The following is a 20,567-nucleotide window of genomic DNA, read 5'->3' as shown; positions in this document are numbered from 1 at the left end:
AAAGGTGCAATAAAATAAGCACCTTTTATAGGTGCCAAATAAAACGTTAGGGTAGTAATCGTATGTCAGAAAGAGCTTTTAATATCATTATATGAAGCTTGGCTTTCGTTATGTCTATAATAACTTTCAAATAAGTTTAATGTGTAATTTCTATATAACAAAAGAAAAAAAGCGCCTGTATTCAGACGCTTGGTTGTTCAGCTTTAATTTGTGCTTGCAAAATTTTTAAAGTTTTTTGAAGTTCTTCTTTCTTTTCTTCAAATCTTTTCTTTTTTCTTTCGATTTCTTTTTCTAAAGACTCCAAACTTATTCTAAGTGGGGCAATTCTGGAATTCTCGAATGATTCTTTTCTTTCTTCTTCAAATGTCCCGCTTACAATTTCTAAAATTTCAATTTTTCTTGATAAAGTGTAAGCCTGAAGTTCGTCGTCTTTTTCAACTTTTTCGATAGTTTTTAATTCGTCTTCCAATTGCGTTTGCCATTTTATTAGCTCATCCATAATATCTTGTGCCATTTCCTTATCACCTCAACTACATCAATTCGACATAATCAGATATAATCCTCTTTATACCAAACAAAAAGCCATCACCAAAGTGACAGCTTTCTAGGGGATGGGAGAAAAGAGAGAAAACAAATGGCAAAGTTTCTCTTAGATCAAGGCTGAGTACTCTCAACCTTCTCCAAGCCACCGCATCAACTAATATGGCTACACGCCCTCTGTGTCAGTGACTGGGAGAAGACTAAGAATCTTCTCGTTATGCTCCGTGGAGCTGGTCAATACATCGGCTGTTGGAGGTCCTTAGCTGACCAAATCGTTTATATAACCGGAATTATTATATCCAAGACGTATATGTTTCTTCCGACGCCTTGTTTGAACCAATACACTAGAGGGACGGAAGGGGAATGTTTCCGCTGTATTGGCTCAAACAAAGAGTGGAACTCTTTGCCCTCGTTTTGGTCATTAATAAGAATCGTGAGTAATTACTAATGTACGAGATACGTATACTTTTTAGCTTTTTAGAATGCAAGTGTCACTTAATCATGAGCAACCACCCCATTCCATTTTAAAATAAGGTCAAGAACAAACATATTAGAGAGAAATAGACTTATATTTATTATCAACCCAGAGGACGTATTCCGAGCTGATTGATAAATACAATAGAAACAGCATGACGAATGCGAGTTATCTCACACCCGCCACACTGGAATATGTCATTGTTATGCATTCATTGGTTTTTTCGTCTTAACGCGGGTTCTTACCGCCGTGCCCGCCCTACTATGCGGTATACGTTACCGTGACATTCTCGCATAAGAACGTTTCACTTATAGGTGTACTAATCCTCTTCGATATGCGGTTGTCAAAGGGCTTGTACATATAATTTATAATTTTTAGCATTTTATTTAGTCCCCCAAAAAGTTCGCGTTTTGTTCGCTATTTTTAGATGATTCCAAGTGCTGTAGCAATCAATTTAACCGCACTCTGCTTCTTCTCATAGAAATATGTCTTCTTAAGTAGTAGATCATGATAAACATCAGAATCTTTTACTCTCTCGTTTTTCAAAAACTTACGCTCGACGATTTTACGCTCATCTTCATCTAATAAATTGTTAAGCGCCTTCTCAACCTGCTGCACCTTCCATCTACTCGTATTCCTTGAATCACGTAACTCAGGGAATAAACTGATTCCTTCCTGCTCCACATCATTACTGAAACGCATCTTGAGTGCTCTGTACTCCTTTAATACACTTACTACTTCCTTTTGTACTTTCTTATCATCAACAGCTGGTAATAATGTTAATTGTCTCTCCATGAAGGAATCCCCCTATTTCTGAATTTGTATTTTTAACATCACATAAGGTACGTGAAATTTTACCATCTCATTGTTGAATAAAAGAACCATGCATAGCTAATAGCCCCCACCATCCACTCTGCATGGTTCCGTTATCCATTAAGCCTTTAATAACTTACGTGTCTTGTTGGCCATCTTCTCTTTTGCTGCTTCAATGTTATTTGCTACTTTCTTATGATCCTGATCAAACTGAATCATTCCATCAAACATAACTGGTGCTACTGCTTCATCTACGTATTGTAAGTAATCCACTGGCGCTCGTTCCGTCTGTTCTACTAAGTACAAGTCTGCTCTTGGTATAGACTTCTTGCCCTTTGGTTGATGAGACATCCTTACGTAAGATTGAATAACTGATAATGGTACCACGAATACTGACTTGTCCTTGCTAAATTCAATAAGGAAGAAACAAATCGCTCCCATCTTCTCTGCTTTCTCCAAGTAATCTAATTGGTGCTGCGCGATGTTCTTTAAATCAAATCGTCCAGGATTCTCTGTAGATTTTGCTTCAAAAGCTATTGCTCGTCCCTTATACACGCCATCATAGTCTACTGTACTCTTAGCTTCATAGAATCCTTTTATTACTTGGCTACCCTTACTCTTAATCACCTTCACAGGAGTCGGACGCTTGTTTATAAGCGCCACTCCACCTCTTTGATACATTTTCATTAGCTAGATTAATAAGCTTCTCAAATGCCATCCCACGATTTCCTAGTCCCATTGTCGTTCCTCCTCAACGTAATAATTTCTCATCCAGTAAACACACAGTACGATCCTTGCTATACTCCAAATCGAATCTGAGTATTGATTCATCCAAAAAAATCTTGCTACTTCTAATCCGTTTTCTAAAGATGCTACAGTAAAGAATATTGCTGCCCATTTTGTAGCTTTACCGTTCAGTATTACTAAACCTATCCCAGCCATTAAACACGCTCCGCCAAGACCTGCTGATACAATCCACCATTTTTGCAAGAAAGCAGATACAATGGCTGTTGCCAAGTTAAGTGCCACTAAAATTATAAACAGGCGTGTCCAAAATTTATTACTAATTGTCATTTCTCCTAACCTCACTTTCTATTAAAAGGATTATTTTGTTTAGTTTTGTAATAACTCTGGATTTTCATAAATATTGCCTAATACTTTTATATTGTCGTACCATCTAAACTCAAATCCTGTATATCCTCCATCACCTGCATTCGCTTTATAAAGATTGATAGGACATTTCTTATATGTAGCCTGTTTTGTATCGTATACAACAACCCCTGTCATTCTTTCTCCTGTTTCAATCATTGGGTTGTACCAAATAACTACATCACCCTCGTATATTTCATTTCCATCTGAATCCTTTTGCTCAATAAACTGCATTAAAACGATATTGCCTTGCTTGTGTTCATACAATGGATCATGGAATGACTCCACATCATCCTCCATATATTCTGCCGCTATATGTTCGCCATCAACTTCATCTTGTAACACCCATGCACGAAACTTTATTTCCCTCATTTTCTTCTTCCTCCCCTGAATAAATCTCAATATTCCGTCAATAATGTAGACAACCCATTAAGTTCCTTTCTCCTAGTTCCCCCTTGGAGAACCGAGCAGTTAGCTTTTGCTAGCTGCTCTTATTCATAAAAAGCCATCTCAGTTTCAATTTCTTTTACCTCAACTTTAACTTCAATAATGTTAAACCCTAAAACTTCTGCACAATATTTAGCTGATGCTTTTGAATAGAATTTTTGCGCCAATTTCTTTTCACCAGACACTGTAATTACGTCAAATGGGGCTTGCATATCATCATAAGTAGTACCAGCATCGCTAACCCACAATTTCCCTTTTCTCACTAAATAATAATCTTTCATATCCATTCCTCCTCGAATAAATTTCTAAATCTTGTCCATACTATAAATACACTTGAGTTCTGAACTTCCTTCTTAATGCTTTTCTGGAGAGTAGTTAGCTTTTGCTAGCTGCTCTTTTAAATTTACGTCTATTCTTCTGTCTTCTCTTTTTGCAATCCATATTGAATCTATCCAGCCGATCCATACCGAAGACCATTCTTGCTTCTCTATAGTGAAGTTACGATGCAATTTCCGCTTTCGAATACGCTCTTTGAGTTTGTTTAGCCGTTCATACTCTCCACTAGCAGTTAATGTAGCTCTCCACCTATACATCCGCATGTATATCCCTCATTTTCTACAAAATGAAATTTTTGTTTAGTTTTCTTTCATTTCCGAATAATATTTTCAGCCCTGTTCATACTATTTTTGTAAGCGCAGCGTTTCTTTTGTACAACGAGCAGTTAGTTTTATTAACCAGCTGCTTTGTTGTATTAAATTTCAACCTAAGTACATGCTATTTATGAAATGCTTGATTGATTGTCATTTGAGATGCACTTCAAATTCAAAATTCCCGCTCCTTAGTAGAACAGCCTATGCAGCTGTTCTACTATTTTACATTTAGTTTCCATCATAAAATAAGAAAATCATAAATTATATTGAATTGATCTCTTGTTATTATTGAAGCTCATCTTTCAAGAGCATTTACAAATAATGCTCTTTTTTGCTATAAAATAAATTCTTTATCTTCTTTTACATATTTTTCAACTAAACTACACACGATACTTCTAAGCCATTCGAACTAGTGGCTTCACTCTTCTTGTAAAAGGATGGGAAGGCGTTTCATCACAATTGGCTAACTCATTCAACCCACAAGCAGGCAAAGTTTCTTTGCCTGCTATTTTTGTATAACTTTCTTAATTTGAATCATACTATGCAGGAACCTGTTTACTAATACGAGTCAATTTGGTGTTTTGAAATTTCCTCCTTGTAGGACAAGCAATTTTGCTTGTCCTATTTTCGATTAAAGTACTATTTATATACCTCTCTTCCCTAGTCTTTAAATTTTATTTTTTAGTATCAAAAATAAGAATTTATACATTATAAAAATGTTCCACACAATGATGTGGTTACATAAGGAGGAGTTAAAAATGGACAAACGTACTGAGAAAAAAGTTGAAGCAGTGGCACGTAAAGCTGCTGATTTAGAAGTTTCACAAGAATTAACTAATCTTAAAAATCAAATTCAACAGTTACATCAATCTTTATCTCAAGCATCTCAAGGACAACAGCAAGGATTACAACAAAATCAACAAATGGGCGGCCAACAAGGAGTACAACAAGCTAATCAGTTAATGCAACAACTTCAACAATTTAGTCAACAATCTCAACAACAAATGCAACAAGCTGATCAACAATTACAGCAAACAATTCAACAAGCTATTCAAACATTAAACCAAGGATTACAGCATCTACAATCTAATCAAACGTTAAGTCAAATAAATCAAGCTATTTCTCAAGCTCAAGCACAAGTTGATCAAGTGAGCCAACAAATGGGTAATCAACAAGGTCAGCAAATGGGTAACCAACAAGGTCAGCAACAATTTCACTAAGAATATTTACAGTAATCCCAGCCGTAATAAATTTTTCGCAACTTATATTACAGTAAGCAAACTCCAATTTCTTTTTGTTAGTTATTATTAAAATTAAGTAAATCCTGGATAAAATTTTAAGTTCCGTTCACACTATAACTGTAACTTGAAGTTACATATTATTTACTTGTATGCGTGAACTTCTTTTTCAACAAACCGCAATGGAGCAGTTAGCTAATCCGGCTAGCTGCTTTGTTGTGCCTAATAATGTTTTTATTTAGCTTTCTTGTATAACATTGTCGCTTCTGCTCATACTAAAGCTGTAACCTTAAGTTATAACGTAATGTGGGTATCCATTCTTGTTGGACAATAAGGCAGTTAGTTCATTGAGCTAGCTGCTTTATTATTTAAATAAAGATTTTGTTATAAATGTATTTTCACACTTCCTGAGAAAATACATATTTTAATATGGGTTGAACATGTATTCAGCTTACAAATTAGGCCTTGTGAGCTGACACCTACTTTCTATAAAAATCTTGGTCAGAGAGCGCCTTAAAAAGCGCTCTTTATATTTAAATAAAAACTGCACATATATTAGAAACATACATACATTAACCATGATCATTTCAGAATTAGCCATTGAGCATCTTAAAAGGTGCTCTTTGCTTTTTAAAGGTACTCACCATTTTCATAAAACAAACATATATTTACATAGACAAGACATAGATTTTATATAAACATGTACAATTTTTGTGCATGTTTTTTTTATTTCAATAAAAAATAAGAATTTTGTTTAATTTTCTTCTTTAAATTCCTTAGTTAATTTAACCGTTCCAATATCCTCGTAAGGTTGTGCGATATATCCTTTATCATGTAGAGCTTTAACTACTTCTTGCATACCTTGCCAAGCTGTTGTACCTTGTCCAAACTTAATAGTAATTGTATTCATTTTTCATTCCCCTTTTTTGAATAATCCTTTTTGTTATTACACATACTACACCTGAGTCGCTTTCTCCCTGGCTCCTCTCTTTCCAAATGGAAGGCGCTCCTCTGTGCAAGTGTGCGAGCATAGCAGGTAACTTAATTAGTTGCCTGCTATCTTTGTGTATAGGTTTAAAGATCCTTTTACAAAATAACTATTTTATTAAAAATCTTTAATGAGCTAATCCTTACAGTTTTGTAAGACTAATGTCACTAAAATCAATTTTTTCACTATAAACCCTTTACTATAATTCTCCTTATACACAAACAATAAGGAGCGATTTAAAAATGTCTTTTTCTCAATTAAATATTGATGCTTTTCGAGCTATCAATGATTTAGGGAAGCAATATTCATCCCTAAACTCCACTATGGTATTTTTAGCGGAATATATGGTGTATTTTTTAGGTTTAATTATTATGGCTTATTGGTTTACTCAATCTAGAAAAAACAAAATGATGATTATTCAAGCAATAGTTGCCTTCGTAACTGCTGAAATAATTGGAAAATTAGTAGGGAATTTGCATTTGAATTATCAACCATTTGCAGTATTACCTAATGTTAATAAACTTGTCGATCATGCAGTAGATAATTCATTTCCTAGCGACCATACGATTCTATTTTTTTCGATTTGTTTTTCATTCTGGCTTGTTCGTAAAAAGGCTAGATGGTTATGGTTTGTACTTGCATTCTGCGTAGCTATTTCTCGTATTTGGGTAGGAGTTCATTATCCTTTCGATGTCATAACAGGAGCTTTAATAGGAATTATTTCAGCACTATTTTCATATTGGTTAACACCGAAAATTAAATTCATCAAACAATTACTTAATCTTTACGAAAAAATAGAACAAAATGTAATACCCTCCAAAAACAAGTCGAAAAACTTTTGATTAATCTCACAAAGTTAAAAAGATTACATATATTACCGAGTATTTTTCAATATTGTCTTGATCGAAAAGCGCTCCCTTGGGCGCTCTTTAATTTTAAAATAACGCTTTTAATAAAAATTAGTCAAAACAACAACTGTTGGCTCTACAGATACTTTTATTAACTTTCTATAGTATCTTTTTCCATCGATTTCAATCGATGTTTTTCTTGCTCCCTCATATAGCGTATCTAAACGTTTAAAATCACTTTCAGAAATTAACTTCCAAACAAACACATCATCCATCGAATCTTCAACATTCCTAGTATCATAACGCTCCCATTGCCAAAACATTTCCGATAGCCAATCATCTCAGTCTGAATGCGTTGTAAAAATGTATGCTTCATCACCGTAGTCGTCCTCTCTGAATACAAAATAGTAATCCGTTAATTTGCTAATGCCTTTCCCTTCTCTTTGAACGAACTCTTTAAAAGCTTCCCAATTACTTTTCAGTCCGCCCCAATCTAAATTTCTCACCATTCTATTCCCCTCCGTTTTTCTACAAAATTCAAATTTTGTCTTAATATCCACTTGCTAAACGATCATAGTTAACTTGGTTCTTTTCGAAATACTCCTCTTCCATCGTTTTATCATTTTAGCCAAGAAGACTCCTTCCTCAAGGAGCGTGAAGGGTCACAGCCCAGTGAGTAGGTGGGAGATGAATTGGCTTCGAACAAGGGATGGCAGGAAGCCATCTTAATTGTTCGACATACAGAAAGTGTTACTCCACTACCTATCGAATGTACGTTTGGTATATAATAGTCATATACTAAAATGGAGGTGAATCAAATAATGATTAATAAAGCCTATAAGTTTCGTATCTATCCAAATCAAGCACAAGCAATACTAATCAACAAAACGATAGGGTGTTCTCGCTTTGTATTCAATCATTTCCTATCCTTATGGGATCACGCATACAAAGAGACAGGAAATGGCTTGACCTATGGTATATGCTCTGCCAAACTACCTGCCATGAAGAAAGAGCTTGTTTGGCTAAAAGAAGTGGATAGTATTGCGATTCAGTCGTCTGTTCGCAACCTTGCGGATGCTTATACACGCTTTTTCAAAAAACAAAACAGCGCACCGCGCTTTAAATCTAAGAAGAACAACGTACAATCTTATACCACAAAACAAACAAATGAAAACATTGCCTTTGTAGGGAATAAAATAAAGTTGCCAAAACTAGGCCTTGTTCCATTTGCTAAAAGTCGCGAAGTAGAGGGGCGTATTGTAAATGCTACAGTTAGACGGAACCCTTCTGGTAGATATTTTGTGTCACTATTAGTTGAAACAGAAGTACAAGAACTTCCGAAAACACATTCTTACATTGGAATAGATGTAGGACTAAAAGATTTCGCTATTTTGTCAGATGGAACACACTATAAAAATCCGAAGTTTTTACGATCATTAGAAGATAAGTTGGCGAAAGCACAGCGTGTTCTTTCTAGAAGAATGAACCATTCTTCTCTATTTACCTATACTTATATTTTTCATAATTTGTTATAATATAGATATTGATTTAAAGTGTTTTGTTCAAAGTATTCAATTGAGATTTTTTAGGTGTTCAAGATGGTTATTTGTTCTTCTTTTCTAAATTCACATAATTTTCAAATGTGAAAAGATCATATGTTAATATTTGGTGTATACTATAATCAACCCGTGGTTATAGTGTTTGCTCCGATTCAAATTATGAGATAGTTTTTTTAACTTTTTTACATTATCTAAAAAGAACTTGTAGTGATTCCTACAAGTTCTTTTTGTTTTTCTGCTTAAATAGTACAGAATCTTTTAACTATTCATTTTCCATAAAAATAGCGAATGCTTTTTGATCTACCTAATTAATTTATATCAGGACTTTATTATTAATTATCAATTTTTTTATAAATGATCAGACTTTGTTTTAAATCATCAATCTTTATTTCAAACCAACACTAGTATCAAATTTTCAATATTATCTTGGCTTAACATTAATAGTTAATGATGAATAGCTTTTTATAATTTCACCATTCCCATAAAAAAAACAGGTCCTTATGTACTTTAGCATAAGGGCCTGTTTTACAAATATAAGTAATTAATAGATTATGTTTTATCATACTAAGTATACTCGTACATATAGCCATATATAAGAGTTTGATGGACTCTCTTTATTTAAATATGTCCTTCTTTTTTTAGATTGTTTTTAGTCTCATTTACTCGATCTTCAATTTCTTGTAGGGCTTCATTATATTCATTTATTCCTGCTATTTTTTTAATCATTTCTTTGTTTTCCTTTGAAATAACAAAATTATCAATCACAATAATTTTGTTATCGTTTATGATATTTCCATAATCATCAAATGAAATACTTACATTAAAATCAGCGTCATTTTTAAAACCAGGATTGAGTTTTACAGGAACAAAGGATGAACCATTGCCATTTTTTTGTTTAATATAAACAACATAGTATTTATTTTCTTTAACTGGAATCGAGCTTGTATTTGAACTTTTTTCTTGTTGATAACTTTTTTCATTATTTGTATTAGTTACTTCTTCTTTTTTTTCTAAAAAGAAGAAGTAAAAGTAAGCTCCTAAAGATAGCAGGAGGATAATAATTAAAAAGCTAACCGTTATCTTTTTATTATTCACCCATTTAATCTCCTTTTTCAACATTATTTTTCTATAAGTATCTGTTTCGTAATATTATATTCTTTTATGCTTAAAATAATACTGATTAATATTATGTCGAAAATTGTAAGTCCTATGATTGTTTTTACAAGTAATAAAGTGTTACTTGTATTAAAAAAGCAAATCGCAAACGTAAAATTCCAAAATACCAATATTACCAAGTAAGCGAGATAATGTTTCTCGAAAAAGTTATAACCAAAAATCCATTGTAATGCTAATGACTTTTTGTTCATTTCTAAATAATACATAGAAGAGAAAAATAGTAAAACAGCTGCCAAGATTACAAATAGACTACAATAAATTGTGGCTAATTGTAGCAATTCTTTGTTATTTGCTATCTTTAATTCCACATTAGAATAAGCTACAGAAATAGGTTGCCAAACCTTATCAAAATTATGCTTCTTTAAAGTATCTTGTGTTACTTTGAAAGGATTTTCACGATCGCTATTTTTAGTATAATAACCATATCCCATAGAAATGCTAGTTGCCAAAATGCGTGGATCAAATTTACTATTTACTATTATAGCAATTGGATCAGTTATTTCATAGTTATTCTTTTCTGCCATATTTGTAGAGAAGGTAAAGTAAGATTGATTATTTTTAACATATAAAATATTCACTTTGGGAGGGATAGAATCTGTTTCATTATATATACCTGTATAATCTTTTGCTATAGTACTTTTAATATCATTTTCGTATTTCTTAAATTTTTTTGGTACAATGACAGTTATTTCATTAGAATTAGGGTCATCTGAAATTTCCACCCGTTTATTATCAACTCCAATAATCGGATTTACAGATAGATAATTTTTGTTAATTTCAACTTTCTTTCCATCCATTCCCCAAGGGTTTGGGCCTATAGGAATTTCAGAACTATCCATATAGTAAGCAGATGGAGAAATATAAAAAGCTCCCTGTGACTCTAGTTCTGTATATAATAATTGAAACTGTCGCTTTTCTTCCTCATTTTGAGACTTTAATAGTCCTGGTTCAGATTCTGAGATTACTCCTAAATAAGAGTAGTCTTTTAATAGAGACCATTTTTTTTCTTTATCCACAGTACTTTTAAGTCCAAGAAAAGAACTAATTCCTTGTTGTAATCCCAATGTAAGAAAAATAGCTAATACAAACCGAATAATAATATTTATATAAAACAATAGTTTTATAGGTTTTTTATTTTTAATCATTTGAGAAATATTTATGGTTTTGGTCCCTAACCATGTAACGATAAATATTAGTAAGATAATTAAAATTAATGGAGTTGTATTGTTTAACCAAAAATATAGAAAAGGGAACAATTGTTGGAACCCGTTATAAAAATATAAGTATACTAATAGCCCTGAAATTCCTATAGATAATGAACTTAGGAAAACTATAATATACTTCCTAAATAAAAAAGCCCCAATTTGCCAGAAATTATATCCTAATAAATATCTAACTGCTATTTCTTTATAGTTATTAATTACATCATATAACATTGCAAGTGCTATTAATAAACATAATATTAATGATGCTTTGTACATCATATCTTGATAAGGATATTGGGTAATTGAACTTTGAGCTTCCTCTTTTGAAATTTTTACAATAAATCCATATTCAGATGCTAAATCTTTTAATTTTTCTGCGTTTTCTTTTCCATTTAAAGTATATGTACCTTTGATGTCCTTTGTTTTTTCAGCGGCAATCATTGGACGAATTTCTATTGGGTCAAAACTATGAAAAATTTCAAGTTGACCTACTTGATGATTGTTATGAGTTTTTATGGTTGACATAAAATCATTTTGATCGCTATTTATATTCAAAAATTTACCAGACTTTAATTTTAATCCCTCAAAGTATTTATCATTTTCAAAAAAGGCCACATAATATACTGTCTTATCTTTGTTATTTTTATCCTTTTCATAAGATATTCTTTGGAAGTTTACGTTCGCCTGTTTTGCCATCTTTTCTAATAAACGAAAATTTTCAAATTTGCTTTTTTGAGAATCCCCATTTTCCACAATTAGATTCCATTTTTCACCTGTACTATCATTATTAAAAGATTGAAATTGAATATATTCAAATTGTTTTATAGATAAAAAACTTATAACTATAAAAGTGGTTATAAAGAGAAGAAAAATTAATTTTTTCATAACCATTCCTCCCTTATAATTCTATTGTTCTTGAAAAGAATTTAGTTAAATCTTTGTCATGAGTCACCATAATAATTGTTTTTCCCTGTTTATGTAATTTCTGAAACAAGGATACAATAATATCTCGGTTCTCACTATCCAATGATCCAGTTGGTTCATCTGCTAAAATTAAAGAAGGATCTTTAAGTAGCAATCTAGCGATTGCAACACGTTGCTGTTCTCCACCACTCAGGGTATGTACTATTTCCTTTTCATAATCAACAAGACCTACTTCTTTTAATACTAAAGATATAGCATCATGTTTTTGTTTTTTCTTCAATTTTTTATGTTTGAGAGCAATTTCTAAATTTTCATTTACTGTTGCGTTATCTATTAAAGCGTAGTTTTGAAAGATAAAACCTAAGTGATCTCTTAATAAAAGTCGTTTTATTTTTCTTTTATGTATTTCTTTACCCATTATTTTTACAACACCTGAATCAGCTTCTTCTAAAGTGCCCATTATATTTAAAAGAGTCGTTTTCCCCTGACCACTTTTTCCGACGATACCAATGAACTCGCCTGATTTTACTTCTAAGCTAAAATCTTTAAAAATAGTTTTTCTATTAAATGCCTTGCACATATTTATTATTTCAATCATATATTTATCACCTTTTCAAAGCAAAAAGGGATTTATTAATATATATAAATCCCTTTTGGCAACTAGTATTATAGAACGTGCTTATTATAACTAACAGCGTATGGTCCGTTAAAATCTAAATTTAACATCGACCAACCTCCAGGATTTGCAACTGGTCCATAGTAAGTTACACCGTTTTTGGTAATTGTACCATAGTGTTTTAACGAAGAATGTAAATAATGGTTATACCACTGCATTTTTGATTGATTATATCCATAATCCCATGTTTCTGCAGCTTTTGCTGTTATTGGTACAACAGAACCTACTGCTAGTAATCCCAATAAAGCAAATGTAATCGCTTTTTTCTTCATGCATATCTCCCTCTCTTTTTGTTAATATATTACATGGATAATTATACCATAAGTATTCCAAAAAACAACAATATTCTAAAAATTCCTCATGTAAGACTATTATGATTTATATTTAAGGAGAAGAGTATAGATAGTAATAGATTTCTAGAAAAAATATATTTTAGTCTAAACATTTGGCGGGTAAAATCTTTGTGATTTTAGAAAACCTAATTACTTAAGTCAATCAGGTCCTGATTTTCTTTTTTATTTAATTTATTAGTAAGATTTATTCATTTTTCTCTTTCTAAAAGTAACTTTTTTAATGATTCTTTAATTTTTAACTTTTCGTATTCAGTGCATGGTTTTTCTTCTACTTCTGTAACAAGCGGATAAACTTGTAGCAATAATTCATAAATATCTTTCATTTACTATTCAACTCCTATATATTTTATCTTTAAACCGCCATTATACATTTCTCTTACTTTGCATAACAAAAAAAATTATCTCATTGAATAACTATATAGAGATAAATTTTTCATTTATTAGGACCCCTTGATGAGTATATTTGATAACCTAATTAGGTGCAAAATGGATTGGGTATATTCTCTATTTATCTTATTGATTCCTATGTATCTTAATGTGATTTTTGATGTAATACGATTTAATATTGTATTTCCACCTATTGTAGCACATCCAATGTGAATGAAATATAAGTTTTATAAAACATACAAAATGTTAAACTCATAAAACTCAGTGATATCGGTACATGTCCATGATATTACTGGGTTTTATTTGGATATTTAACGGCTTGTTTTACAATTTATTAAAATGTGTAAACTTAGTTTTGCTTTTTACATATGAACCATCTTGAAAAAAGAACTACAAAAGGTACACCTTTAGATATAGATTATTTTTGCATCATAAACTACTTCAAAAAGTATCAAAATGCACTTATGCCACACTTCATTAATACACACACTTTTTGAGACGTTGTTTGTTGCGTATTTTTATGCTTAATAGCGTTTTATATTGTCACTATAAGTATGATGAAGCAAGGAGAATCCCCTTAATGTTATGTTTGTTGGATTTTGTTTATTTAATCTGGTGCGTGAAATTATATGAATTGAGTTGTTTTCTTTTAAAATTCCTATAGCATTCTATATAAATTTTATGGTATTATATAGATAGAAAATTTGTTTCCATTGTTTATACTCTATTGTACGTAGCGTGAAGGACAAACCTTACGCCCAGTTAACTCGGGCGGGGTTTGTCCTTTTTTTTACTTTAAGGAGGAGTTTACTATGAAAAAAGTCTACAAAATTGGAGCAATTGTTACTACTTTATGTGTTGCTTGTATTGCGATCTTTACTTTAACTAAGAATGAATCAGTCAATACAGAAACTATAACACCTGAACAAACAATTGTATCTGCTGCAAATGTAAAAGAAGCACCTGAAAATATAAAAGATATTTCAAAAGAAGAATTAAAGGGAAAAATACAATCCCATGAAGAGTTCATTGCGTATTACTATCAACCTACCTGTCATTTTTGTAAAAAAGCTGCACCAGATATAAATAGTATGTCAAAAAAGCATGATAGAACCATCTATCGTATTGATATCTCTACACCAGAAAATCAAAGTGCCTTTCAAGAGTTCGACATTCCAGGTACTCCAGTTATTGTAGCTTATAACAGAGGTGAAGAAGTTGAACGTCTAGAAGGAGCTGTTTCAGCTGCTACATATGATGGATTCTTTGCAAGACGTAATTCGAGCGCTAGCTAGTATAGTGCTCGTTTTTCTTTGGGAGAAAGGAGAATTAACATGAAACAAAACGCCCGTATTCATTCTTTAGACATAATAAGGGGTATAGCTATACTATGTATCCTATTTGCGAATCTCCCCACTATGACGGGACTAGATCCCTTTAATCAAGCGGGTTACTCCGGTATAGATAAAGTAATTCGCTTTTTAGTAGATTTATTTATTCAAGCAAAGTTCTATACTATTTTCGCATTCTTATTTGGAGTAGGATTTTACATCTTTATGAAAAATACAGAAGCAAAAGGATATCCCATGTATAGACTATTTACCCGGAGAATTTGTATTTTACTAGTCTTCGGTTTACTCCATTTCACCTTTCTATGGTATGGAGATATTCTACATGCGTATGCTATAGCTGGATTTATTCTATTGTTCTTTTATAAGCGATCTACTAAGCTTATTTTTATAGCTGGTTGTAGTTTCCTAACGGTTAGTTATGTATTACATATTATTGTATTTTTACGAGCAAGTTCTTCTATTACTGAAGTACCAAATTACTATCAATATATGTTTACAGGTAACACTACCAATCACACTGTAAATCTATTTATACATTATTCTCATCAAGTAAAAGCACGTCTTTTCTTTCTAATGACTCAGGAATTCCAGCAACTACTAATAGGAATTCCGGAATATATAGGCTTATTTTTAATAGGGTTATGGGCTGGTAAGAAAAATATTTTTAAAAGGGTACCAGAATTAATAAAGAAAATTAGATTTTTACAGTGGAGTTCGTTATGTATCTCATGCCTTCTCTCTTGTCCTATTATCTACTACTTTATAAAAACAGATGTCTATTACTCTCAGGATGTACAACTATGGATTCTATTTGGAGGGAAAATGCTAGCTATATTCTATATTTGTACTCTACTGAGAGTTTGTGAGAATAAAAAATATATAGAGTGGCTGCACCCCCTTATGAACGTAGGCAAGTATGCTTTAACGAATTACATTACCCAAAGTATACTAACTCTTATCATTCTTTCGTTTTACTTTAAAGATGTCTCACACATATATTACTGGCAACTATGTATCTTCGGGCTTTTGATTATCTTTGTACAAATTATATTCAGCAAAATTTGGAGTAAATATTTCCGCTTTGGTCCTATTGAGTGGGTATGGAGAAAAGGAATTTACAAAAAATAACCTATCTTTCACCAGTTAGGGATCACCATATCAAAAAAAGAAAATTGTGCGTTTAGACACAAATAACCGATTCCTTGTATGTTAAGGAATCGGTTATTTATTTTATTACTTTTTTGTGGAGCCTTTGTCTTGTAAAAGTCTTAAATCATAAATAAAAGATAGAGTAAAAACAATATAAGAAATGAATGTAAGAAAAACAAGAAAACATATAAACTGAGCATTAGATACAAATCGTTCTATTCTTTTTCTCATTTTAATTTTTTTTACTTGTTAAATGCGAAGTATCAATTTGGATTTGATCTTTCCAAGATCCCGATGCTTTTCCAATTTTATTTATATTTACATTTAACGTAAGGGGTTGTTTAAAAGCGTCTTTTGCTTCAGGACCTTCAACAAATGTAACGACACCTTCTGGTTTATCTTTATCACGAATTCCTACATGCTCTAATTTTTTACCTTCTGACATTAATTCAAACGGTAAATTATCTTCTCCTTGAATAAATGATAATTGTGAAAACATACCATTTTCTGTGTTGTATTCTTGATTCTCTTCTTGTTGTCCGTTTATTTTTCCATCACTTTTTATATCTAATCCATTTGTATCAAATTCAAATGGTACTAAACTTCCATCAGCTTTTTCCATTCTATAATGAACTGAAATACGTGAATCTGCGATATATAATTCTTTGAAATGTACTGTAATACCTTGATCTGTAATTTTTTCATCAATAGGAATATATTTACCATTCTTCATTCCATCTATTGTGACACCATTTTTATCTGTACCTCCCTCATTTACAACCTTATCATTTGTAACTGCATCAGAAAAATATGAGGCAACATTTGTAGCTGCCACTTGTACTTGCGGAATCATTGCTATTGTAAATAGTCCTGCTGCCGCTACTGCTGTATAAATGAAACGTTTTGATTTTTTATTCATGTCTGTAAAAATTCCCTTCTTCTGTTGCTTTTTATTATTTATATTAGAAACATTGTCTAGTTTTGAACGACTTTCAAATGTTTTCCATGCTTGTTCAACATCAATTTTGATTTCTTGTGGTGAATGTGCCGATTCTTCATCTAGCATTACGTTCTCCCATTGGTCTAATTTACTTATTTCTACTAATAAATCTTGGCATGCTTTACATGTATCTAGGTGTTTTGTGAATTCCTTCCTTGTATCATGAGAAAGTTCTCCATCAATATATGTTTGAATAAATCCGATATCATAACATTTCATTTGTTATGCCTCCTCCATTTGTTTATAAATCTTGCGAAATTTCATTTTGGCTCGGACTAATAAAGTTCCAATAGAAGATATTTCAATTTGAAGTACTTCTGCAATTTCTTTATATTGAAAGTCAGAGAATTTCATTAGTAAAAGGGTTCGTTCTCGCTTATTCATTTTAGTTAGTATCGTTTGTACTTTTGTAATTTCTTCTTTTCTTATCCAATCATCGTCTAATGATGAGACATTTTGTACTTCATGGTATTTTATTTCTTTATCAATCTTGGCTTGATGCCTTTTTTCAGATCGCAAATGGTTATAAGCTACATAAGTAGAAGATTTAATCAACCATCCAGGTATGTTTTCAATTGCTTTCCAATCACTACGATATAATTGTAAAAATACTTCTTGTGCTAACTCTTCAGCAATAGATTGTTCTTTAACAATCCATATGATCTGTTTTACAGCGTAAACATAGTATTGCTTAAATAAATCTTCAAAAGTCATATCAGAAGCATGACTTTCTTCGTTTTCTATGGTTAACATGTTAGTTAAAACCTCACTCTCAATTTGATGCCTGTATTATATAGAAACCAGAAAAACGGATTTTGTGACAGTTTTTCTGGTTTTTTTTTATTATGTATTAAAAAAAGCATTCATCTGATTAAAAGATGAATGCAAAAAAGTGAAATAAAAATATAAAATTTACACCTCTCAAAACCGCAACTTAATACCCTTTTATAATAAGGGATACCGCCACATGCCCATCAACTTAAGAAATTCCTTGTTTCCCAAAATGAAAAAATGAAATGAATTTTTGTAGACAACTATAGAAAGATAAAACTTTCATTTTGGGGATACTCCAAAATATTAGCCTGATAGTGATGTGTTGTGACGCTATTTAATGAAATGAGCTTATCTTACAATTTCTTAATAATCAACTAGTTCACCCGTGTGATGAATTAGGTGTCTCAATGTTACAGGTTCAGTATATGCTCCTATAGAGGGGACAAACTTTACAATTGAATCACCTAAATTCAATTTTCCCTCTTGTTCTAAGAGTAATATAGAAAACGCTGTATGTGGTTTAGAAACTGAAGCAATATTAAAAACATTTTTAGTAGTTATGGGTTGATTTTTCTCTATAGAAGCTAAGCCAACTGCACCTTTATAAGTTACTCCGCTATCGAAACTAGCGATATATGCAAAACCAGGATCTTTTGCTGAAAACTTGTTAAATAATTGTTTAATCGATGTATGTGTCTTTTCATTATATGTATTATTCATCTCAATCACATACCCTTCACTTTAAATGATTAGAAATATATTAACCTGTTATCTTCCTCATATTGAATGCAATTGGCACTCTTTTGTATTACCTACTCCAAATGACAAAAAAAACAATACTACATATAAAAAATATCAGTGAGAATGTAAGCGAAAAAGTAAACGTTTGATTGTCTAGTCTATCCAATGAGACCACATATCGGATTATGAAATCCAACTATGGGATAATTATCTTCAGGCTGGGTACGCAGGCCTATTTGGAAACTTCAATTTCGGATTATCTTTAGCATCATTCCAATATGATTTAAATATAGAATTGTTCACATACCCTAGCTGTTGATTACATTCCAGCTTACAAAAGTAATCCTTTGTCTTTTGCCTTTTGCACGGCTTCTTCTCGATTTTTGACTCCTAGCTTCTCATAGAGATTGGAGGCGTAATTTCTTACTGTACCGTTTGACAAGTAAAGCGTCGAAGCTATTGTTTTATAACGGCTGCCTTGTGATAATAGTTCCAAAATCTCTAGTTCTCGTTTCGTTAATCCATACTCTTTTCCATCTGATCGTGATTCAAATGATCCTTTTTCTTCATTTTCTTCCCACATTCTATGGAACAAGCCATGATTAATCATCGTGCCTCCTCGATAGACTAGACGAATTGATTCAGCTAGTTCACGCGAATCTATGGATTTCAATAAATATCCATCCGCACCATTTCGTATGATTTCTTTTGCCCTTTCTGTATTCTGAAAGGTTGACAGAATGAGTACACGAATGTCCGGCCATTTTTCCTTAATCATTTTAGTCGCATGAACCCCATCCAGATTTGGCATCTCTAAATCCATTAATACTACATCTGGTTTTAGTCTCTCACACAATTCCAAAGCCCGTTCTCCATCTTCAGCCATTCCCACTACTTGTAAATCCTCCTGTCCATCCAAAATTGTATGAAGACTTTCTCGGATAAAAGAATGATCATCGACAATACACAGGCGGATTTGTTCATTAGACAGTTGTACTTGTTTCGGTAAAACACATGAAATTAATGTCCCTTCCCCTTTTTTGGAATAAACAATGACTCTTCCTTGCGACTGACTCACACGCTCTTTCATTGCAGTTAATCCAAAGCCATCCTTCCACTCTTCTACCCCACAGCCATTATCCTGCACATCCAATCTTATCTGTTGTGGTTCAAAGTGAAGTGACACAATGATTTCTGTGGAATGCCCATGGCGAACAGCATTTGTTAGTGATTCCTGCAAGCTCCGATATAGTGTCATTTTTGATTGTTTGGAGGCCATATACTCTTCCCCTATTATTCGAGTACGTACATTTACTTTTGCATGTTTCTTAAATTCCTCTGTCAATTGTTGTAATGTGACAGCTAAGGGAAGCGATTCTTGTGATAAATCCAATTGATGTAAATACAGTCTTACTTCTTCCATACTGTTACGGGCCAATTGTAATAATGAATCGAGCTGTTGCTCCCCTTCTTTAGACTTTAATTCCATACGTAATGTTTCCATCCCCATAATAATTGAGGTATAGGAATGCCCCATCGTATCGTGTAAGTCTTTTGAGAGCCTATCACGTTCCTCAAGTAATGTAATCCGCTCAACTTGGGATACGTATTGTTCCAATACATGTTTCTGGTTCCGAATAGTTTCACTTTGACGGTAATTAATAGCCAGTAAACGAAAGAAAGAGCCCATAGCAAAAGCTAAACTGAGTTGTAGGATGATTACCCATAAATCTGTTACTTTGGAAAATATCGCAATGAGCAACGGGAACAAAATAATTGTGATAGGACCCGACCAGCGGTAAGATTTATGAGCGCTATTTGCCGCAATCATAAAAGTTGGCATTAAAAAAGTAAGATACGCTGACGGAAATAATAAAGTTAAATAGAAACACACTCCGCCAAATAATATTATTTCAGTAAACAAATAATAGCGATAACTGAACATTAAACAGATCCAAGGTACTGAAAATGAAACGATTTCCCAAAGAATTATGATCCAAAGTGGTACTGTCAAATGATCTTGTTGTTGGATAGTTGTTGATATCAATGATAGCCAAATAATAAAACGTATACAAAGTAAGGCCCAATCGTACCAGAACCATAGTTTCAAAGTCTTAAACAAA

Annotated in this window: 21 protein-coding genes and 3 pseudogenes; 5 read left to right on the top strand and 19 right to left on the bottom strand. The window is 32.3% G+C overall.

Annotated elements, in window-relative coordinates; translation table 11 throughout:
• Positions 1-181 precede the first annotated feature (181 nt).
• The 7 genes and pseudogenes from AXW78_RS28340 to AXW78_RS28305 form a co-directional block, all read right to left on the bottom strand.
• Positions 182-514: a hypothetical protein gene (locus AXW78_RS28340; protein ID WP_061884981.1), complete on the bottom strand. Its 333-nt coding sequence runs from the start codon at positions 512-514 to the stop codon at positions 182-184.
• A gap of 924 nt (positions 515-1,438) precedes the next feature.
• Positions 1,439-1,810: an ArpU family phage packaging/lysis transcriptional regulator gene (locus AXW78_RS28335; RefSeq protein WP_061884980.1), complete on the bottom strand. Its 372-nt coding sequence runs from the start codon at positions 1,808-1,810 to the stop codon at positions 1,439-1,441.
• A 138-nt stretch (positions 1,811-1,948) separates the two neighbouring features.
• Positions 1,949-2,567 (bottom strand): annotated as a pseudogene (locus tag AXW78_RS28330) (Holliday junction resolvase RecU).
• A complete protein-coding gene (locus AXW78_RS28320) occupies positions 2,558-2,902 on the bottom strand; it encodes a hypothetical protein (protein ID WP_061884977.1) in 345 nt (114 codons plus the stop codon). Before AXW78_RS28320 ends, AXW78_RS28330 begins: the two are co-directional and overlap by 10 nt.
• A 39-nt stretch (positions 2,903-2,941) precedes the next feature.
• Positions 2,942-3,349: a YopX family protein gene (locus tag AXW78_RS28315; protein WP_061884976.1), complete on the bottom strand. Its 408-nt coding sequence runs from the start codon at positions 3,347-3,349 to the stop codon at positions 2,942-2,944.
• Positions 3,350-3,468: 119 nt separating this feature from the next.
• Positions 3,469-3,705: a hypothetical protein gene (locus AXW78_RS28310; protein WP_061884975.1), complete on the bottom strand. Its 237-nt coding sequence runs from the start codon at positions 3,703-3,705 to the stop codon at positions 3,469-3,471.
• 72 nt (positions 3,706-3,777) lie between these two features.
• Complete coding sequence (locus tag AXW78_RS28305) at positions 3,778-4,023, bottom strand: hypothetical protein (RefSeq protein ID WP_061884974.1); 246 nt, start codon at positions 4,021-4,023, stop codon at positions 3,778-3,780.
• An 809-nt stretch (positions 4,024-4,832) separates the two neighbouring features.
• Here AXW78_RS28305 and AXW78_RS28300 point away from each other — a divergent pair.
• On the top strand, positions 4,833-5,294 hold the full coding sequence (locus AXW78_RS28300) for a hypothetical protein (RefSeq protein WP_061884973.1): 462 nt from the start codon (positions 4,833-4,835) through the stop codon (positions 5,292-5,294).
• A gap of 772 nt (positions 5,295-6,066) precedes the next feature.
• Here the strand turns inward: AXW78_RS28300 and AXW78_RS34610 are convergent.
• Entirely contained in the window at positions 6,067-6,222 is a 156-nt protein-coding gene (locus AXW78_RS34610) for a DUF8088 domain-containing protein (RefSeq protein WP_165375051.1), read from the bottom strand.
• A gap of 320 nt (positions 6,223-6,542) precedes the next feature.
• Here AXW78_RS34610 and AXW78_RS28295 point away from each other — a divergent pair, with 320 nt between their 5' ends.
• The gene (locus AXW78_RS28295) at positions 6,543-7,142 is read left to right on the top strand and encodes an undecaprenyl-diphosphatase (RefSeq protein ID WP_061884972.1); all 600 of its coding nucleotides are present in this window, start codon (positions 6,543-6,545) and stop codon (positions 7,140-7,142) included.
• A 107-nt stretch (positions 7,143-7,249) separates the two neighbouring features.
• Here AXW78_RS28295 and AXW78_RS35060 read toward each other — a convergent pair whose 3' ends face one another.
• Positions 7,250-7,471: a hypothetical protein gene (locus AXW78_RS35060; protein ID WP_231122463.1), complete on the bottom strand. Its 222-nt coding sequence runs from the start codon at positions 7,469-7,471 to the stop codon at positions 7,250-7,252.
• Positions 7,472-7,489: 18 nt separating this feature from the next.
• The gene (locus tag AXW78_RS35055) at positions 7,490-7,657 is read right to left on the bottom strand and encodes a hypothetical protein (RefSeq protein WP_231122462.1); all 168 of its coding nucleotides are present in this window, start codon (positions 7,655-7,657) and stop codon (positions 7,490-7,492) included.
• A 312-nt stretch (positions 7,658-7,969) separates the two neighbouring features.
• Here AXW78_RS35055 and AXW78_RS28285 point away from each other — a divergent pair.
• Positions 7,970-8,644, top strand: a pseudogene (locus tag AXW78_RS28285) (RNA-guided endonuclease TnpB family protein); the annotation flags it as partial.
• Between the two features lie 681 nt (positions 8,645-9,325).
• Here AXW78_RS28285 and AXW78_RS28280 read toward each other — a convergent pair.
• The 5 genes from AXW78_RS28280 to AXW78_RS35355 all read right to left on the bottom strand — a co-directional run bounded on the left by AXW78_RS28280 (position 9,326) and on the right by AXW78_RS35355 (position 13,364).
• The gene (locus tag AXW78_RS28280) at positions 9,326-9,802 is read right to left on the bottom strand and encodes a hypothetical protein (RefSeq protein ID WP_061884971.1); all 477 of its coding nucleotides are present in this window, start codon (positions 9,800-9,802) and stop codon (positions 9,326-9,328) included.
• Positions 9,803-9,825: 23 nt separating this feature from the next.
• On the bottom strand, positions 9,826-11,973 hold the full coding sequence (locus AXW78_RS28275) for an FtsX-like permease family protein (protein ID WP_061884970.1): 2,148 nt from the start codon (positions 11,971-11,973) through the stop codon (positions 9,826-9,828).
• A gap of 13 nt (positions 11,974-11,986) precedes the next feature.
• Positions 11,987-12,610 (bottom strand): ABC transporter ATP-binding protein, encoded by a 624-nt coding sequence (locus tag AXW78_RS28270; protein WP_061884969.1) that lies wholly within the window; start codon positions 12,608-12,610, stop codon positions 11,987-11,989.
• A gap of 68 nt (positions 12,611-12,678) precedes the next feature.
• Positions 12,679-12,960, bottom strand: coding sequence for a lactococcin 972 family bacteriocin (locus tag AXW78_RS28265; RefSeq protein WP_061884968.1), 282 nt, complete (start codon positions 12,958-12,960; stop codon positions 12,679-12,681).
• A 269-nt stretch (positions 12,961-13,229) separates the two neighbouring features.
• Entirely contained in the window at positions 13,230-13,364 is a 135-nt protein-coding gene (locus AXW78_RS35355; protein ID WP_255446532.1) for a hypothetical protein, read from the bottom strand.
• An 876-nt stretch (positions 13,365-14,240) separates the two neighbouring features.
• On the opposite strand from AXW78_RS35355, the gene AXW78_RS28260 reads away from it, so the two are divergent.
• Both AXW78_RS28260 and AXW78_RS28255 read left to right on the top strand, forming a co-directional pair.
• Positions 14,241-14,723, top strand: coding sequence for a thioredoxin family protein (locus AXW78_RS28260; protein WP_061884967.1), 483 nt, complete (start codon positions 14,241-14,243; stop codon positions 14,721-14,723).
• Between the two features lie 39 nt (positions 14,724-14,762).
• Positions 14,763-15,908, top strand: coding sequence for a DUF418 domain-containing protein (locus tag AXW78_RS28255; protein ID WP_061884966.1), 1,146 nt, complete (start codon positions 14,763-14,765; stop codon positions 15,906-15,908).
• Between the two features lie 253 nt (positions 15,909-16,161).
• On the opposite strand, the gene AXW78_RS28250 is transcribed toward AXW78_RS28255, so the two are convergent.
• The 4 genes and pseudogenes from AXW78_RS28250 to AXW78_RS28235 all read right to left on the bottom strand — a co-directional run bounded on the left by AXW78_RS28250 (position 16,162) and on the right by AXW78_RS28235 (position 20,566).
• Positions 16,162-17,148 carry a DUF4179 domain-containing protein gene (locus AXW78_RS28250; protein ID WP_000650426.1) on the bottom strand — a complete coding sequence of 329 codons (987 nt, stop codon included), beginning with the start codon at positions 17,146-17,148 and terminating at the stop codon, positions 16,162-16,164.
• Between the two features lie 3 nt (positions 17,149-17,151).
• On the bottom strand, positions 17,152-17,682 hold the full coding sequence (locus tag AXW78_RS28245) for an RNA polymerase sigma factor SigX (protein WP_000955507.1): 531 nt from the start codon (positions 17,680-17,682) through the stop codon (positions 17,152-17,154).
• Between the two features lie 387 nt (positions 17,683-18,069).
• Positions 18,070-18,423 (bottom strand): annotated as a pseudogene (locus tag AXW78_RS28240) (serine hydrolase domain-containing protein); the annotation flags it as partial.
• A gap of 352 nt (positions 18,424-18,775) precedes the next feature.
• Positions 18,776-20,566 carry a helix-turn-helix transcriptional regulator gene (locus tag AXW78_RS28235; RefSeq protein WP_000477308.1) on the bottom strand — a complete coding sequence of 597 codons (1,791 nt, stop codon included), beginning with the start codon at positions 20,564-20,566 and terminating at the stop codon, positions 18,776-18,778.
• Between the last annotated feature and the right edge of the window lies 1 nt (position 20,567).

It is taken from the genome of Bacillus thuringiensis (assembly GCF_001595725.1).
Classification (GTDB): domain Bacteria; phylum Bacillota; class Bacilli; order Bacillales; family Bacillaceae_G; genus Bacillus_A; species Bacillus_A thuringiensis_K.
Note: the sequence above shows the minus strand (reverse complement) of the source record. Positions and strands in the feature narration are given on the sequence as shown.